Origin of the sequence: Bradyrhizobium sp. BWC-3-1, from assembly GCF_032917965.1 — a bacterium.
Lineage (GTDB): Bacteria > Pseudomonadota > Alphaproteobacteria > Rhizobiales > Xanthobacteraceae > Bradyrhizobium > Bradyrhizobium canariense_D.
Genome location: NZ_CP136625.1, coordinates 2,052,719 through 2,068,585 on the forward strand (window position 1 = coordinate 2,052,719; position 15,867 = coordinate 2,068,585).

Genomic DNA, 15,867 nt, shown 5'->3' on the forward strand with positions numbered 1-15,867 from the left:
TGGTCGCTCACCGGAGGGACGCATCGATCATGCAGGCAGAAGCGCCAGCCATCATGCTATCTGACGCGGCTGAGCTAGTCCGCCGCGCCGCCGCGCTGATCTTCGACGTCGACGGCACCTTGGCTGAGACCGAAGAGCTGCATCGGCAGGCCTTCAACCATGCCTTCGCCCGCCACGGTCTCGATTGGCAATGGGATCGGGCCGTCTACAAGGACCTGCTGCGGGTCACGGGCGGCAAGGAACGCATTCGCGCCCACCATGAAAGGCTGAGGATCGCCGCGCCATTATCGGATGTGGACATCGCGGAACTCCACCGCATCAAGACCGCGCATTATGCCGAACTGGTCCAAACCGGCTGCTGCCCCTTACGGCCCGGGGTGACGGATCTCCTCGTCGCTGCCAAGGCGCGCCGCCAGCGGCTCGCAATCGCGACGACCACGTCGCACGCCAACATCGACGCGCTGCTGTCGCGCGCCCTGGGAAAGGGCTGGGCCGCGGATTTTGATGCGATCGTCGCCGGGGATGACGTGCCGCACAAAAAGCCTGCGCCGGATGTCTATGTCGAGACCCTGGCGCGGCTGAAGCTCAACGCGTCCGACTGCGTCGCGATCGAGGATTCCGCTAACGGCCTGACCGCAGCCTCGCGGGCGAACATTCCCGTGCTCATCACCAGAAGCATGTTCTTCCGGGACGACGATTTTAGCCAGGCGCGGGTCGTGCTGGATGATCTGTCGGGGCTCGGGTGAGGCGGCAAAACAAAAAAACTGAAAAACAACCCCATGCACAGTAGAATGTGCCTGCGGGCCGGGCGCCCTCAATGGACGCGGTGGCTCGCTCTATCGTCCTCAGCTTGCTCGACAATCTGCGCGATCGGGCTGGACTGGTGGTGCACCAGGCGCCAGTCGTCGCCGACGCGCCGAAAATGGTTGGCCGCAGCCAATGCCGTGCCGTCGACGATCTCGATGCAGAGCACGCGCGCGCTGTCGCCATCGACGATGGCCTGCGGTTCCGCGCAGACGATCTGCGGCCGCTCCGGACTCTGCAGGATGTCGCGCCAGCTTCCGATCACCGTGGCCCGACCGATGATGGCCGGCCAGCCGGGATGAATGCAGGAAATGGCGTCATCGTCCGCCCACATCCGCTCCATTTCGTCGAAATCGCCGGTCGAAAAGGCGGCGTAGAACGCTGCGTTCGCGGCGATCACCTTGCTGTCCTTTGCCATGCCTCTCGGGTGGGGCAATGACAGGCAAAAATCAAGCAAGACTTCCGTCGACTTTCCGTCGATCTGGACCGCAATGCAGCATCGCTGCCCGTTTTGTGATCACACCGAGACCAGAGTCTCCACCGCACGCCGCGCGCCATCCTTGTAGAGCCGGCCGAGCGCAGCGGTCACGGCTTCGCGCAGGCGCGGCTCGGCGCCCAAGGGCCCGAACACTTGTCCGACGCCGAGCAGCGCGGGTGCCAATCGTTCGGCGACGGGACCTGCCTCGCGCGCCAAGCCGGCGAACTCGGCTGCGAGCGGATCGCGCACGTCGATGGTGCGGCCCTTCTCGTCAAGGCCGCTGACGTAGCGCATCCAGCCGGCCACCGCGAGCGCATGCGTCGCGATCGGCAGGTTCCTGGCGAGACGATCCTGGATCGCGCCGAGCAGGCGCTGCGGCAGCTTTTGCGAGCCGTCCATCGCGATCTGCCAGGTGCGGTGATGCAGTGCCGGATTGGCGAAGCGCTTGAGCAGTGAGGCGCGATAGGCGGCCAGATCTGCGCCTGATGGCATCGTCAATGTCACCGCGGCCTCTTCCATCACCTGCGCGGCGAGGCGCGCGAAATGCGGATCCAGCATGGTGTCGGCGATGGTCTCGTAGCCTGCGAGATAGCCGAGATAGGCCAGCGCCGAATGGCTGGCGTTGAGCAGCCGCAGCTTCATCAGCTCGAACGGCTTGACGTCGTTCACCAGTTCGACGCCCGCGGCGGCAAGATCGGGCCGGCCGGCCGTAAAGCGATCCTCGACCACCCATTGCGTGAAGGGCTCGGTCATGACGGGCCATGCATCGCGTAAACCGAGCGCCGATGAAACCGCATCGCGGTCACTATCCGTCGTCTCCGGCACGATCCGGTCGACCATGGTCGAGGGGAAGGCCACCGTATCCGCGATCCACTTGCCGAGATCCTTCGAGCGCAGCGCGGCGAATTGCGTCACGATCCGCTGCACGGTGTGGCCGTTGGCGGCGAGGTTGTCGCAGCTCAGCACGGTGAAGGGCGGGGCGCCCAGCGCCCGCCGGCGCGCCAGCGCGGCGATGATGAAGCCGGGAGCCGAGCGCGGCGCGTCGAAATTGTTGAGGTCGTGCACGACATCAGGATGCCGTTCGTCGAGATCGCCGGTCTGCGGCGTGTGGCAATAGCCCTTCTCGGTGACGGTGAGGGAGACGATGCGAATGGCGGGATCGGCCATTCGCTCGACCAATCGTGCGGGGCTTTCGCGCGCGACCACGCTGTCGAGCAGCGCACCGATGATGCGGTGTTCAGTGCCTTCGGCTGCACGGATGGCGACCGTATAGAGATGATCCTGCGGGGCGAGGGCGTCGCGTGTGTCCGGGCTGCGCAGGCTGGCACCGACGATGCCCCACGAGGTGGCGCCGGCCGCAAGGCAATCATCGATGACGACGGCCTGGTGGGCGCGATGAAACGCGCCAAGGCCGAGATGCACGATGCCAGAGGTGACGCGCGAACGGTCGTAGGCCGGGCGGCGGATGCCGGGTGGCAGCCGGTCGAGATTGGCGCGGCCGAGGCGCATGTCGTCTCTCCCCTTGTTTGGCCGCTGCTTGACATGGCGCCCGTCCTCGGTCAATGCTTGCGGTCAATTGGTAAGACCAATTTTCCAAAATTGGCGGGCCGCGGGCAGCGAGAGCTGCCGGCATGACCCTTTCGGGAGGACCAGCGTGCCGCTGGAAGCTGTGGAGGCGAGACGGCTTTATCGCCAAGTCGCCGATCAATTGCGAAGCCTGATCGACAGCGGTGAGTACGCGGTCGGCAGCCGCTTGCCGACCGAGCGCGAACTCGCCGAGCAGCTCAAGATATCCAGGCCGACGGTGCGCGAAGCCCTGATCGCGCTCGAAGTCGAGGGCCGCCTTCGTATCCGCGTCGGTTCCGGCATCTATGTGATCGAGCCTGCGGCGGTTGCGGCGACCGCGCCTGCTTCCGTCATCGAGGGCCCGTTCGAGCTGTTGCGTGCCCGCGAGTTCCTGGAAAGCGCCATCGCCGAAGAAGCCGCGCGCGTGGCGACGAAGGACGACCTTGCCCGCATCGATGCGTCCCTTGTCGCGATGGAGAATGTAGAACACCCCGGCGAAGCCTCGATGGTCCACGACCGCGCCTTCCACGTCGCGATCGCCGGAAGCCTCGGCAATGCCGTTCTGGTGCGCGTGGTCGGCGAGTTGTTCGACCAGCGCCTCAATCCCTATTTCGCGCAGCTTGCGCATTATTTCGAGAGCCCGGGCACGTGGCGCACTGCACTCGACGAGCATCGCGCGGTGCGCGACGCGATCGCGGCGCATGATCCCGGGGCCGCGCGCGAAGCCATGCGCGATCATCTCGCGAGATCCCAGGAGCGCTTTGCGCAGAACTTCGGCGCCGAGAGCGCGGCAGGACCGTCCTCCGGGCGCGCGGCGCGATCGACGGCAAAACCGACAAAACCGGAACGTGCGCCGAAGAAGAAGCGAGCTGCGAGCAGCAGCGCGCGACCGCGATGAGATCGTGCGGCCCGCACCCGCGTTTGGGGGCGGGCGGACAAGAAGCAGACTTAAAAGAAGCAGACTTGAAAAATGGAGGAAAAGTCAGTGTTGAAAAAGATGACAATGGTGCTGGCGGTCTCGGCCGCGGCGATGATTGCTACGGCTGGCGCCGGCATGGCGCAGACCAAGCTCAAATGGGCCCATGTCTACGAGACCTCGGAGCCCTTCCACACTGCTTCGGTCTGGGCCGCGCAGGAGATCGGCAAGCGCACCAACGGGCGCTATGCGATCGACGTCTATCCAGCGTCGCAGCTCGGCAAGGAGGCCGACATCAACCAGGGCCTTTCGCTCGGTTCGGTCGACATCATCATCTCCGGCTCGAGCTTCGCGGCCAAGAGCTTTCCGCCGATCGGCGTGACCTATTATCCCTACACCTTCCGCGATGCCGATCATCTGCTCGCCTACACCAAGAGCGACATCTTCAAGGAGCTCACCAAGGGTTATGAGGACAAGAGCGGCCACCACATCGTCGCGGTGACCTATTACGGCGTGCGCCAGACCTCGTCGAACAAGCCGATCAAGACCTGTGCCGACCTCAAGGGTCTGAAGATGCGCGTGCCCGATGTGCCCGCCTATCTCGCCATGCCGCGCGCCTGCGGCGCCAACACCGCGCCGATCGCGTTCGCCGAAGTCTATCTGGCGCTCCAGAACGGTACCGTCGAAGCCCAGGAGAATCCGCTCACCACGATCGAGGCCAAGAAGTTCTACGAGGTGCAGAAGCACATCGTGCTGACCGGCCACATCGTCGACCATCTCAACACGGTGGTGGCCGGTGCGCTCTGGAAGAAGCTCAGCGACGAGGACAAGAAGACCTTCACCGACGTCGCGCAGGAGGCCGCCGCCAAGGCGACCGCGGAGATCAAACAGAACGAGGCCAAGCTGGTCGCCTTCTTCAAGGAGAAGGGCCTGACCGTCACCGAGGTCGACAAGAGCGAGTTCCGCGACACCGTGCTGAAGAACGTCGCGTTCGAGACCTTCGGCTACCGCAAGGCCGACTGGGAACGCATTCAGGCGGTGAAGTAATGACGTAGTCGCCATCCCGGGGCGGTCCGCTGGACCGAACTACGGTGTGCAATTGCGCACCTGAAAATCTCGAGGTTCCGGGTCTGGTGCTGACGCACCATCCCGGAACGACGTGATCAGTTTGAGGAGCACACCCATGTCCACCGCCGAAACGCACCGGCAGATCACCGCGGACGAGATCGCCCACACCTTCGAGGAAGAGGCGACGCCCAAGGTCGATCTCGGCATCTACGCTTTCGAGGACTGGGTCGCGCTGGCGATCTTCTGGGTGATGGCGCTCGCCGTCTTCCTCCAGTTCTTCACCCGTTACGTCCTCAACGACAGCTACGCCTGGACCGAGGAGATCGCGACCTACTGCCTGATCGGCGTGGTCTTCATCGGCTCCTCGATGTGCGTGCGGCTGTCGCGGCACATCCAAGTCGACCTGCTCTATCGCTATCTTCCGCACCTTGTGGCGCGCGCATTGTCGACAGTGATCGATCTGATTCGGATCGTCTTCTTCGGTTACGCCATCAAGCTGGTCTGGGTCTACATCCAGATCATCGGCGACGAATCCATGACCACCATCAATCTTCCCAAGGACTACGTCTATTACGCCGTGCTGGCGGGCTTCGTGCTGATGTTCGTCCGCTCGGTGCAAGTGGCCATACAACATTTGCGGCAGGGCTACTCGATCCTCGAACGTCCCGGCGCCTACGACGGCTTTGAAGGGTAATTCCATGTTGCTGTTGCTTGGAGGCTTCCTCATCCTCATGCTGCTCGGCGTTCCCGTGGCCATCGCCATGGCGGCGTCGTCGCTGCTCTACATCCTGGTCAGCGGCGTGACGCCCGACGTCACGCTGGCGCAGCGCATGATCGCCGGTGTCGAGAGCTTTCCGTTGCTCGCCGTGCCGTTCTTCATCCTGGCCGGCAATCTCATGAACATCGCGGGCGTCACCGGGCGCATCTATAAATTCGCCGTCGCGCTGGTCGGCTGGATGCGCGGCGGCCTCGGCCACGTCAATATCATTGGCTCGGTGATCTTCTCCGGCATGTCTGGCACCGCGATCGCGGATGCCGCCGGTCTCGGTACCATCGAGATCAAGGCGATGAAGGACCACGGCTACTCCACGGAATTCTCCGTGGGCGTCACCGCGGCCTCCGCCACGCTCGGGCCGATCATCCCGCCGTCGCTGCCTTTCGTGATCTACGGCATGATGGCCAACGTCTCGATCGGCGCGCTGTTTCTGGGGGGCGTCATTCCAGGCGTCGTGCTGACGCTCCTGATGATGGCCACCGTCACCTACTTCGCGCACAAGAACAAATGGGGCAGCGATACGCCGTTCTCCTGGCCGCAATTGGGATCGGCGGGGCTCGAGATCCTCGTCGTATTGAGCTTCCCGATGGCTGTCTGGCTTCTGACGGTCGCCGGTCTCTCCACCAATTGGGCAGTTGGTCTCGGCCTGTTCGCGCTGCTCGCGATCGACTGGTACTTCGACTTCTCCGCGGTGATGGCGCTGATGGCGCCGGTGATCCTGATCGGCGGCATGACGCTCGGCTGGTTCACCCCAACGGAAGCCGCGGTCGCCGCCGTGATCTGGTCGCTGTTCCTCGGCCTGGTACGCTACCGCACCATGACGATGAAAACGGTCGCGAAAGCGACTTTCGACACCATCGAGACCACGGCTTCGGTGCTGTTCATCGTCACGGCAGCCTCGATCTTCGCCTGGCTGCTGACGGTGTCGCAGGCAGCCCAGATGCTGTCGGACTGGATGCTCAGCATCACCCACAACAAATGGGTGTTCCTGGCGCTCGCCAACGTCCTGATCCTGTTCGTCGGCTGCTTCATCGACACCACGGCGGCGATCACCATTCTGGTGCCGATCCTGTTGCCGATCGTGCTCAAGCTCGGCATCGACCCGATCCATTTCGGTCTGATCATGACGCTGAACCTGATGATCGGTCTGCTGCATCCGCCGCTCGGCATGGTGTTGTTCGTGCTCGCGCGCGTCGCAAAGCTCTCGGTCGAGCGCACGACGGTGGCGATCCTGCCGTGGCTGGTGCCGCTGATGGTTGCGCTGATCGCAATCACCTACATCCCCGAACTGACCCTCTGGCTGCCGAAATACATGGGACTTTCCAAATGACCTCAACTGCTCTCGCCGCAACCCTGTTTGGCCCCGAAGATCTGCGCATGGTCGAGCATCCGCTCGACAAGCTCGCTGAAGGCATGGTGCGCCTCCGTTTCGGCGCCGGCGGCATCTGCGGCTCGGACATGCATTATTTCCGTCATGCCCGCACCGGCGATTTCGTCGTGAAATCGCCGCTAGTGCTCGGTCACGAAATTTCAGGCGAGGTCGTGGAGATCGCGGGCTCCGCGGCGAACCTGAAGCTCGGCGACCGTGTCGCCGTCAACCCGTCGCGCTGGTGCGGCCATTGCGTCGCTTGCCGCGAAGGCCGGCAAAACCTCTGCGAGAATATCTACTTCATGGGCTCGGCCTCGAAGACACCGCACATGCAGGGCGGCTTTGCCAACTATTTCGACGCGATCCCGGCACAGTGCGTGAAGATTCCCGATCATGTGTCCTATCAGGCCGCGGCGCTCGCCGAACCGCTCGCGGTCTGCCTGCACGCCGTCGCGCGTGCCGGCAACATCGATGGCAAGCGCGGCATCATCTTCGGCGCCGGTCCGATCGGGCTTCTGACCATGCTCGCCGCGCGCCGCGCCGGCATGACCGACATCACGGTGGCCGACATCGCGCCGGCGCCGCTGGCCTTTGCGACCCGGCTCGGCGCCTCTCACGTCGAGAATGTCGCAGCCGGCGAGGAAGGCCTGAAGGCGCAGGCCGCCTCGCGCCCCTACGATGTCGCTTTCGAAGTCTCGGGCACGGCTGCAGGCCTTGCCAGTGCGATCGGTATCGTCAGGCGCGGCGGCGTTGTGGTGCAGATCGGCAATTTGCCGGGTGGCCAGATTCCGGTGCCGGCCAATGCGGTGATGGCCAAGGAGATCGACCTGCGCGGCTCGTTCCGCTTCGGGCTCGAGTTCATGACGGCGGTGGAGCTGATCGCGGACGGCAGCGTCGACGTGCTGTCGCTGGTCACCGCCGAGCGGCCGCTGTCCACCGCGCCGGACGCGCTGCGGCTGGCGCTCGACCGCTCGCAGAGCGTCAAGGTCGTGCTGACCGCGAACTGATCCGGGAGAATTCCTATGATGCTCGAGGGATGGCGCTGGTATGGGCCGGACGATCCGGTCTCGCTGGATGATGTCAGGCAGGCCGGCGCGAGCGACATCGTCTCGGCGCTGCATCAGGTGCCGATCGGCGAAGCCTGGACACGCAAGGCGGTCGAGGAGCGCAAGAACTTCATCGAGAGCGGCCAACCCGGGCGCTCGCGGCTGACCTGGTCGGTGGTGGAATCGATTCCGATCCCCGACGACGTCAAGCGTCTCGGGGCTAAAGCGACGCGCTCGATCGAGACATGGATCGCCAGCCTGGAGGCGGTTGCCGCGGCCGGCATCAAGATCATCTGCTACAACTTCATGCCCGTCGTGGATTGGTGCCGCACCGATCTCGAATGGGAGCTGCCGAACGGCGCCCGCGCCATGCGCTTCGATCAAGACCGTTTCGCGGCCTTCGAGCTGCACATCCTGAAGCGTCCCGCCGCCGTCCAGGAATACTCGCCCGAGCAGCAGGCCCGCGCGAAAAAACTGTTCGAGCAGATGAGCCAGGCAGATATCGACTATCTCGTCATGGTCATCGCCAGCGCGCTGCCGGGCTCGACCACCGAGCCGATGACCATCCCGCAATTCCGCGATCGGCTCGAAACATATCGCGACGTCACGCCAAAAATCCTGCGGCAGCATCTCGCCGAGTTTTTGGGCCGCGTCACCCCCGTCGCCGAGCAGCTCGGGGTCTCATTGACGCTGCATCCGGACGACCCGCCGCGCCCGCTGTTCGGTCTGCCGCGCGTCGCGTCCAGCGCCGATGACTATCAGGCGTTGTTCGATGCGGTGCCGTCAAAGGCGAATGGTATCTGCCTGTGCACGGGGTCGCTTGGCGTGCGCGCCGAGAACAATCTTCCCGCGATGGCCGAACGCTTCGGCCCGCGCATTGCCTTTGCGCATCTGCGCGCGACCAAGCGCGAGGCGGATGGCCTGTCCTTCTACGAGTCCGATCATCTCGACGGTGACGTCGACATGGTCTCGGTGCTGAAGGCGCTGCTGAAGGAGAACGCGCGGCGTTCGCCCGGCCAGAAAATTGTGTTCCGGCCCGACCACGGCCATCGCATGCTCGACGATCTCGCGGCCACCAAGCGCACCAATCCGGGCTACACCGCGATTGGCCGCCTCCGCGGCCTGGCCGAGCTCCGCGGCGCGATCCGCGCGATCGAGCATCGATAGAGGCCAAAACTTTATCCATACCGTCATTGCGAGCGTAGCGAACCAAACCAGAATTCCTCCGCGGAAGGACTCTGGATTGCTTCGCTACGCTCGCAATGACGCGGAGGGAGAGGTGCCTCGTCTCAACCTTGTCCCCTTAGGCGCAAAGGCAGAATACGTCCCGGGCACGCGCACAGATTGTCAAAATTCCAGCCATATGCGAAGGTAGCGTCATTCCGTTTTCGATCGACGCATTGCAGCAATAAGCCATTTAGGAGCTTGATGTGAGCATTCTGGTCGAACTTCCTCCCGATCAATATGACCGACGGGCATTTGCAAAATTCAACGAGACATCAACCGGCTTTGATCTCGACATCGCTCGCGCGATGATGTGGATGTCGCAACTCGCCTACGAGACCCATGTGCCGGACACGATCAACAGGGTCTCTCCTTTCTGGGATCTGTCCGGCGTCAAGTTGCTGAGCCAGCCGGCGCATTCGACGCTGCCGCTGACCGACACGCGCGGGATCATCGCGAGCAAGGGTGACGCAACCATTGTCGCCTTCGCCGGCACCGACCCGCTTCATCTCCTGAACTGGGTCAGCGATTTCACGCTTGGCCGACCGAAGGCGCCCGTGCACCAGGGGTTCGTCGATGCCGCGGCGGCCGTGTGGGACGACGTGAAGAGCGCACTGGCGGCAGCGCTGGCGCGCAAATCACCGATCTTCATCACTGGGCACAGCCTCGGCGCCGCGATCGCGGTGGCAACGGCGGACTTCGCGCGGGAGCAGCTCCAGCTCGCGGATGCGCAGATCTATCTTTACGGTTGTCCGCGCGTGGGCCGCGACGATTTCGTCGCCCTCTACAACGGTACGTTCGGCAGGACGACCTATCGTCTCGTGCACGGCACCGACATCGTCCCGACCGTGCCTCCGCCCGGGCTTGGCTTTCATCACGTCGGCCGTTATCTCGCCTGTGCACGCGGCGCCAAATTCAGCGCCAGCCAGCTCACGACGAATGTTGGTTCGGATGAGCCAATGGCGAATGCTGGAATTGGTGAGCAGGTCCGCAATCTCCTCAGCGGCGTATCCGAGAACACGCGGACGGATGTCGTCGGCAGGCTCACGGTGCTGCTGCCGGCAGGGATCGGCGATCACCTGCCCGATCGTTACTGTGCCGCGCTGACACCCGCCTAGACTCCGGTTTTGATGCGTTTTCTTCACGTGAACCGGTCCACTTCGCCCGAAAACGCTCTAGTAGCAAGCCGCCATCGCGCCGAGCTTCGGATAGAGCCGGTCGATCGCGGCGATCTCGCTTTTCATCTGCGCGGTGATCCAGTCGCGGATCTCGGCGGCGATGGGACGCATCGGCCGGTTGCGCGGTGGCAGGAATTCGCAGATGCGGCGTGTGGTGGTGAGCGTGTCGGAGGCGGGCACCAGCGCGCCGGTCAACAGCCAGTGCGAGGCGACCGTCAGCCAACCGAGCGCGATGCCCTGGCCGAGCAGGGCGGCCTGCATCACGACGGCATAGTCCGTGAAGCTCAGCGCCTTGGCCGCACCGCGGCGCCCGGTGAGAAGCGATGCGTAATCCGCGGCCCAGTCGCCCGGCGTCTCGGCGAGCCGAATGATGGTGTTGCCTTCGGCGGGATCGGTTTCGCCGAGATAGGCAGGGCTGCACATCGGCAGCATGACCTCCTTCATCACCAGCGTGCCACCGGATGACGGCTCCTCGCGATCGCGGAAGCGCATGCCGAGGTCGACATTCTCCACTGGTCCGCGCAGCGCGCCGGAGATCAGCTGAAAGCGCAAATCGACCTGAGGAAATTGCTTCTGCAGCTTGTCGATGCGCGGCATCAGCCAATGCGTGGTGAAGGCGGAGGAGACCGACAGTGTCACCGTCTCGGTGCCCTTCCGGCGCCGCTCGATCTCGACCAGCCCGCTTTCGATGCTGCGAAAGCCTTCGAGCACGCGGCGATACAAGAGTTCGCCTTCCTCAGTGAGCACCGCGCGTCCCGCCTTGCGGTCGAATAGGCGAACGCCGAGATGGTCCTCGAACTGACCCAGCATCCGGCTCACCGCAGGCTGGGTGACGTTCAGTTCGGCGGCCGCCGCCGTGAAGCTGCCATTGCGCGCCGCTGCGTCGAAGACGAACAGGGCGTTACTTGAGGGCAGCATCCGGCGCAGCTCGGGCATAACACCATGTTATGACCCAGGTGAGAATTTGGCAATTGCCGAGTTTTGCCAAGTCTGGTGTCATTGGCGTCATAGCCAAAAGACAGGGCCTGCGAGCGAAGATGTTGGTGCGGTGCACGCTTCGACCAGGAGTGCTCAAATTCCTGTCTATAAAGCAGGCTTATGGCGCGCAGTGAAGCACGCCGGCTCAGGACATGGCGAGGTCGATCGTTGGACAAACGAGCGGAAAGCGTCGAGATCAGATCCGCGAGCAAGGCCTATGGCGCCGTTCGTGCCCTCGACGACGTGTCCCTCAATGTCGCCGCCGGCGAGTTCGTCTCGCTGCTGGGCCCCTCCGGGTCCGGCAAGACCACATTGCTCGGCATCCTCGGCGGCTTCATCCTGCCATCGAGCGGAACGATCCTGTTCGGCGGCCGCGACGTCACCTGGATGCCGCCGCACAAGCGCGACATCGGCGTCGTGTTCCAGAACTACGCGCTGTTCCCGCATATGAGCGTCGGCGAGAATGTTGCCTTTCCCTTGCGCGCGCGACGGCTGCCGAAGGCGGCCTGGCCGGATAAGGTGCGCGCGGCGCTTTCGATGGTCGGTCTTGTCGGCTACGAAGAGCGCGGTATCGCGCAACTCTCCGGCGGCCAGCGCCAGCGCGTGGCGCTCGCACGCGCCATCATCTTCGAGCCGCGGCTGATCCTGATGGACGAACCGCTGTCCGCGCTCGACAAGCAACTGCGCGAATCCATGCAGATCGAGCTGCGCGCGCTGCACAAGCGCATCGGCGCCACCATCATCTACGTCACCCACGATCAGCGCGAAGCGCTGACCATGAGCGACCGCGTCGCCGTGATGAAGGACGGCAGGCTGATCCAGATCGACGCGCCCGAGCGCCTGCACGATCATCCCGCGGATTCCTTCGTCGCGAGTTTCATTGGCGAGGCCACGATGCTTCCCGTGCGACGCGTCGATGCCTCCGGCGTTGCGCTCGGCAATGTGCTTCTGCGCAGCGCCCGCGCCATTCCCGACGGGGACGCGCTGATGCTCGCCGTGCACAGCGAAAAACTGCTGATCGACGATGGTGCGCCGGACACCGCCTGCAATCGGCTCACCGGCACGGTCACCGACATCGTCTATCAGGGCGAGAGCCTGCGCATCTTCCTGGCGCTCGCCGATGGCATCGTGCTCAGCCTGCGCCAGGCGAGCTATCACCAGGCCTACAGCCGCATCCCGCCGCTGGGCGGCAGCCTTACCGTGACCCTTCACCCCGAGGACACCATCGTCGTGCCCAGGGTGAGGGACTGAGCCCAAGCCTTGTCCAACCGAGAGAAGAAGCCAAAAATGTCGTCAGCAGCCTCGTTCAGCAATTTCAAGGTTCTCACCTTCGACGTCGTCGGCACCTTGATCGATTTCGAGACCGGCGTGCTCTCCGCGGTGCGCCGGATCTCGGGCAAGTCGCCGGCCGAGCTCAGCGACGACAAGATCTTCGAATCCTACAAGCGCGGTCGCGACAAGCACCACGAGCGGTCGAGCGAGGTGATGTTCCATGTCTATCGCTATCTTGCCAAGGAACTCGGGCTGCAGGCCGATGACGCCTCCTGCGACGTGTTCCAGCTCGCGGTGCTGCGCTGGGGACCGTTCCCAGACTCGGTCGAGGCTCTGAAGCGCCTGAGAACCAAATTCCGCCTGGTCGCGATGACCAATGCCGACCGCGTCGCGCTGTCCTGTTACGCGCACGCGCTCGGCAATCCCTTCGACGATACCGTTTGCGCCGACGAGACTGGCGTTGCGAAACCCGATCCGGAGTTTTTCGCCTACAACAAGGGCCGCCAGTCCGCTTTCGGCTACAAGCAGTCCGATATCCTTCACGTCGCGCAGAGCCAGTATCACGACATCGGGATTGCGCGGAAACTCGGCTACAAGGTGTGCTGGATCGAGCGCCGCCAGGGCATGGCCGGTTTCGGAGGCACACCGGCCGTGGAGACGCTGACCAAGCCGGACTTCCATTTTCCGACGTTGAAGGCGCTTGCCGATGCGGCCATCGGGCCGGCGGCGTAAGGCATGAGCGGTGGCATGACACGGGACTGGAAGGCGCTGCCGTCGGCCAACTCGCTGTGGGCCGCCACGGCCGAGCCGGCGCGCGAGTTTCCGGTCGTGTCAGGCGAGCACCAGGCGGATGTGGTGATCATCGGTGCGGGCTACACGGGCCTGTCTGCTGCGCACCACATCGCCAAAAGCGGTTTGTCGCCGATCGTACTCGAGGCCAACCGCCCGGGCTGGGGCGCGAGTGGACGCAATGGCGGCGTGATCACCGCAAAGTTCCGCCTCTCGTTCCGCGAGATCGACGCCGTGCACGGCCGCGCCATGGCGCAGCGCATGTACGGGATCGCGCATGAATCCACTGATACCGTCGAGGAGCTGGTCTCCGAATTTGGCATCACCAGTGCCGCGTTGACGCGCACCGGCCAGGTCAAGGCCGCTCACAACGAGACGACCCTGAAGGCCGCGATCGACGAGGCCAACTGGATGAAGCGCGAGATGGGGGATGCGGAGGTCCGCATCCTCGACAAGGGGCAAGTGCGCGACGAGACCGGCTCCGACATCTTCGTCGGCGGCGTGCTCAATCCCGGCTCCGGCGGCATCCATCCGCTGAATTATCTGCGCGGCCTTGCCGATGGCGTGGCGCGCCGCGGCATCCCGATTTTCCAGGAGTCGCCGGTCGTAAGGCTCCGCCGCGACAACAGCGGCATCGCCGCTGAAACGCCGCAAGGCGCAGTGCGGGCAAAGCAGGCGATCATCGCCACCAACAGCTATTCCGACCTCACCGGCGCGACGACGAACATGCAGCGCACGCTGATCCCGTTCCGCAGCGCCATCATCGCGACCGACAGGCTGCCGCGCAACCTCGCGGGAAGCCTGATGCCGACCGGGCGCACCTACACCGAGACCAAGCGCATGATGCGTTGGTTCCGCATGGTCGACAATCGTGTGATTTTTGGCGGCCGCGGCGCCTTCGGCAAGCAGGATTCGGAAACCGCTTTCGACGCGTTGCGCAAGGCGATGGTCGGAATCTTTCCCGACCTTGCCGACGTCCCGCTCGCCTACAAATGGTCGGGCCTGGTCGGGATGACGTTGGACTCGGTGCCGCATATCGGCCGGCTCGACGACCGCACGCTGTTCTCGATGGGCTACAACGGCGCGGGCGTGGCGATGTCGAGCCTGATGGGCCGCTATCTCGCCGCCTTTGTGCGCGGCGAGACGCCAGAGGTCGGGCTGCTCGACGCGAGGCGATTGAAAGCCATCCCGTTCTATCCGTTGCGCGAGCCCGCCGTGCGCATGGTCGCCGGCTGGTACCAGTTTCTCGATGCGATCGGACAGTGACATTTATCTGGAGGAGGCGAGGATGAATACGAATCGGATTTTTGGACTTGGCTACACGCTGGTTGGTGCGATCGCGATAAGCGGCACGGCTGCCAGGGCTGCCGAACAGATCACCTTCGTCTCGCAAGGCGGCGCCTATCAGCAGGCGCAGACGGTGGCGATCCTCGATCCCACGGCAAAGAAGCTCGGCATCACAATCAACCAAGATTCGATTCCCGACGCCTGGCCTGCGATCAAGACGCAAGTCGGCAGCGGCAAGCCGATCTGGGACGTCGTGGATACTCCGACCGGCAACTGCCTGCGTGGGGGCGAGCAGGGGCTGATCGAGAAGCTCGACTTCTCGAAGATCCCGAATGGCGCCGCGATGCCGGAGTCCTATCGCAGCCCCTATTCGGTTTCCTACGAGTTCTATTCCAGCGTACTGGCCTACAGCCAGAAGACCTTTCCGAAGGACGCGCCGAACAGCTGGGCCGATTTCTGGGACGTCAAGAAATTTCCCGGGCGCCGCGCACTGCGTAATCACCCGTTCGCGACGCTCGAGGCGGCACTGATGGCCGACGGCGTCGCGCCCGACAAGCTCTATCCGCTCGACGTCGACCGCGCCTTCAAGAAGCTGGAAGAGATCAAGCCGAATATTACCGTGTGGTGGACCTCCGGTGCGCAGTCGGCACAGCTTCTCAATGATGGCGAGGTCGACATGGAGATGGCCTGGAACGGCCGCGTCAGCGCGGTCGCGAAGGAAGGCGCCAAGGTCGCCTTCACCTACAACCAGGGCGTTTTGCAGAGCACCTCGCTCTGCATCCTCAAGGGCGCGCCGAACCTCGAGACGGCAGTCAAGTTTCTCAACGAGGCCGTCGATCCCGTGCACCAGGCCAATCTGCCGCTCAATATCGATTATGGTCCGGGCAATCCCAAGGCGTTCGAGACCGGCGTGATCAAGCCCGAGCGCGCCGCGCAATTGCCGAGCGAGCCCGCGAACGCGGCGAAGCAGGCGCTGATGTCCTACGCCTGGTGGTCCTCGCCGGCGGGCGAAGCCGCCGAGAAGCGTTGGGCGTCGTTCATGCAGAAGTAGGCGAAGCGGGCCGCGTCGATGACATCCGTGCCGGATCCCTCCCAAAAGCATCAGCGTCGCGAACAC

The 15,867-nt window shown here is 64.1% G+C and carries 15 protein-coding genes; 12 read left to right on the plus strand and 3 right to left on the minus strand.

The genetic code is table 11. The features are described from left to right. Positions 1-29 precede the first annotated feature (29 nt). Positions 30-746 (plus strand): HAD family hydrolase, encoded by a 717-nt coding sequence (locus RX329_RS10045; RefSeq protein ID WP_317245805.1) that lies wholly within the window; start codon positions 30-32, stop codon positions 744-746. A 68-nt stretch (positions 747-814) separates the two neighbouring features. On the opposite strand, the gene RX329_RS10050 is transcribed toward RX329_RS10045, so the two are convergent. Further along, complete coding sequence (locus RX329_RS10050) at positions 815-1,222, minus strand: nuclear transport factor 2 family protein (protein ID WP_018453996.1); 408 nt, start codon at positions 1,220-1,222, stop codon at positions 815-817. A 99-nt stretch (positions 1,223-1,321) separates the two neighbouring features. Next, entirely contained in the window at positions 1,322-2,791 is a 1,470-nt protein-coding gene (locus RX329_RS10055; RefSeq protein WP_317245806.1) for a mannitol dehydrogenase family protein, read from the minus strand. Positions 2,792-2,936: 145 nt separating this feature from the next. On the opposite strand from RX329_RS10055, the gene RX329_RS10060 reads away from it, so the two are divergent. From RX329_RS10060 to RX329_RS10090, 7 genes are all read left to right on the plus strand, one after another. Then, on the plus strand, positions 2,937-3,746 hold the full coding sequence (locus tag RX329_RS10060; protein ID WP_317245807.1) for a FadR/GntR family transcriptional regulator: 810 nt from the start codon (positions 2,937-2,939) through the stop codon (positions 3,744-3,746). 105 nt (positions 3,747-3,851) lie between these two features. Beyond that, on the plus strand, positions 3,852-4,811 hold the full coding sequence (locus RX329_RS10065; RefSeq protein ID WP_018453999.1) for a sialic acid TRAP transporter substrate-binding protein SiaP: 960 nt from the start codon (positions 3,852-3,854) through the stop codon (positions 4,809-4,811). A 136-nt stretch (positions 4,812-4,947) separates the two neighbouring features. Beyond that, positions 4,948-5,526 (plus strand): TRAP transporter small permease, encoded by a 579-nt coding sequence (locus tag RX329_RS10070; protein ID WP_018454000.1) that lies wholly within the window; start codon positions 4,948-4,950, stop codon positions 5,524-5,526. 4 nt (positions 5,527-5,530) lie between these two features. Further along, positions 5,531-6,937, plus strand: a complete 1,407-nt coding sequence (locus RX329_RS10075) for a TRAP transporter large permease (RefSeq protein WP_085351941.1) — start codon at positions 5,531-5,533, stop codon at positions 6,935-6,937. Then, positions 6,934-7,983 carry an L-idonate 5-dehydrogenase gene (locus RX329_RS10080; RefSeq protein ID WP_085351940.1) on the plus strand — a complete coding sequence of 350 codons (1,050 nt, stop codon included), beginning with the start codon at positions 6,934-6,936 and terminating at the stop codon, positions 7,981-7,983. The genes RX329_RS10075 and RX329_RS10080 overlap by 4 nt, the downstream gene beginning before the upstream one ends. Before the next feature lie 15 nt (positions 7,984-7,998). Then, the gene (gene uxuA / locus RX329_RS10085; protein ID WP_018454003.1) at positions 7,999-9,189 is read left to right on the plus strand and encodes a mannonate dehydratase; all 1,191 of its coding nucleotides are present in this window, start codon (positions 7,999-8,001) and stop codon (positions 9,187-9,189) included. Positions 9,190-9,452: 263 nt separating this feature from the next. Next, the gene (locus RX329_RS10090; protein ID WP_085361526.1) at positions 9,453-10,364 is read left to right on the plus strand and encodes a lipase family protein; all 912 of its coding nucleotides are present in this window, start codon (positions 9,453-9,455) and stop codon (positions 10,362-10,364) included. Positions 10,365-10,421: 57 nt separating this feature from the next. Here RX329_RS10090 and RX329_RS10095 read toward each other — a convergent pair whose 3' ends face one another. Next, positions 10,422-11,360: a LysR family transcriptional regulator gene (locus tag RX329_RS10095; RefSeq protein WP_204512151.1), complete on the minus strand. Its 939-nt coding sequence runs from the start codon at positions 11,358-11,360 to the stop codon at positions 10,422-10,424. A gap of 210 nt (positions 11,361-11,570) precedes the next feature. Between RX329_RS10095 and RX329_RS10100 the strand changes: the two genes are divergently transcribed. From RX329_RS10100 to RX329_RS10115, 4 genes are read left to right on the plus strand one after another with little or no spacing between them, the layout of a single operon-like run. Then, the gene (locus RX329_RS10100; protein ID WP_317245809.1) at positions 11,571-12,653 is read left to right on the plus strand and encodes an ABC transporter ATP-binding protein; all 1,083 of its coding nucleotides are present in this window, start codon (positions 11,571-11,573) and stop codon (positions 12,651-12,653) included. 36 nt (positions 12,654-12,689) lie between these two features. Further along, positions 12,690-13,406 (plus strand): HAD family hydrolase, encoded by a 717-nt coding sequence (locus RX329_RS10105; RefSeq protein WP_018454007.1) that lies wholly within the window; start codon positions 12,690-12,692, stop codon positions 13,404-13,406. 15 nt (positions 13,407-13,421) lie between these two features. Further along, complete coding sequence (locus RX329_RS10110) at positions 13,422-14,729, plus strand: FAD-binding oxidoreductase (protein WP_317245810.1); 1,308 nt, start codon at positions 13,422-13,424, stop codon at positions 14,727-14,729. Between the two features lie 22 nt (positions 14,730-14,751). Then, positions 14,752-15,801: an ABC transporter substrate-binding protein gene (locus tag RX329_RS10115; RefSeq protein ID WP_317245811.1), complete on the plus strand. Its 1,050-nt coding sequence runs from the start codon at positions 14,752-14,754 to the stop codon at positions 15,799-15,801. Positions 15,802-15,867 lie beyond the last annotated feature (66 nt).